The following is a 1,119-nucleotide window of genomic DNA, read 5'->3' as shown; positions in this document are numbered from 1 at the left end:
AGCCATACTCCTAAACGTTGACAGCGATATTGCTGCCAAAGAAGTATGAACGATATCGTTGATTGATATGATTAATTGTTGTTTATCAGCAGTTTCTGCCGCAAAGCGGCTTGGTTCAACAAGAAATTCCAGCAGACGCCTACGGCGCAGCTGAATTGGGCGTTAGCTTTTTTAATGGAGTAATCAATCGAATATGGAAAGTCCTGAATTTGCAATCATCACTTTAAATTTGATAATCGTACTTGTTGCATATTTATCAGTTTACCCAAGAGTTGCTGGTAATAATTTTAACAAAATTTCATTCTATGACATATTTGCATCTGGCTTAGCTTTAACTATTGTCGGCTTTCAATTCTGGAATACAGGTTACGAGTTTAATCTTTTAGTGTTTAAGGTAAATTGGTTCTGGTACACGTTGGCAACTTATGGCGCAATCGAAATCCCAGTAATTCTGTGGTATTTTAAGAATAACAATGTAGCCATCAAGATCAAAAGCTAACAAGAAAAATCAACAAGGACAAATACTGCTTGGCTTTTGTCACTTCGTTCCAAAATTATAGCCAAGCACTATTTGCCTGTTATTTTGGCGTTAAATTGCAAAAGGAGAAGCAAACGATGTTAGCAATATTGAGCGTGGCAGCACTAATGTATGCCTATTTTCAAGCGTGTAATGAACTTGATAAAACCGAAGAGAGAGATGGTCATAATAAAAATTCTTTTCTTTGGTTTACATGGTTCGGTTTTTTCATGAGGTTACAAGGTTTAGTCACACTATTCTGCGGTGGTTATGAGTATTTCTCAGCTGGTTACAGTATTGAAGTTCTTTCTTATGCAATTGTTGGTGTAATGATGTTTGCATTGTCATTTGCAGTCCTAACTAAAAGTAAAGTTGGTTGGTTTGCTGCAACAGTCTTTACGTGCAATCCAATCTTTTGGTTTTTTAATACTGTTTACTATGTAAAAAATAAAGAGTGTTTCAAGTAGTAAGCAGCAATTTAATAAATAAGGATAGGCGTAGCGCAGCCTGCGCCTTATCTGGTTGTTGAACCAGCCCGACGCTACTTATATATGCAAATATCTCAGAAATAATTTTGTGATGTGAGTGAGCTATTTATCAGC

General features: G+C 36.3%; 2 protein-coding genes. Both read left to right on the top strand.

What is annotated here, in order from left to right:
• The first annotated feature begins 193 nt into the window (after positions 1–193).
• Positions 194–499, top strand: coding sequence for a hypothetical protein (locus tag JQC92_RS22430; RefSeq protein WP_205001738.1), 306 nt, complete (start codon positions 194–196; stop codon positions 497–499).
• A gap of 29 nt (positions 500–528) precedes the next feature.
• Positions 529–984, top strand: a complete 456-nt coding sequence (locus JQC92_RS22425) for a hypothetical protein (RefSeq protein ID WP_205001737.1) — start codon at positions 529–531, stop codon at positions 982–984.
• Positions 985–1,119 lie beyond the last annotated feature (135 nt).

The organism is Parashewanella hymeniacidonis (assembly GCF_016900895.1).
Lineage (GTDB): Bacteria > Pseudomonadota > Gammaproteobacteria > Enterobacterales > Shewanellaceae > Parashewanella > Parashewanella hymeniacidonis.
This window is presented reverse-complemented; position numbering and strand designations above follow the sequence as displayed.

Coding starts and splice junctions, on each gene's coding strand:
- JQC92_RS22430 (WP_205001738.1), top strand. CDS start 194: ATGGAAAGTCCTGAATTTGCAATCATCACTTTAAATTTGATAATCGTA.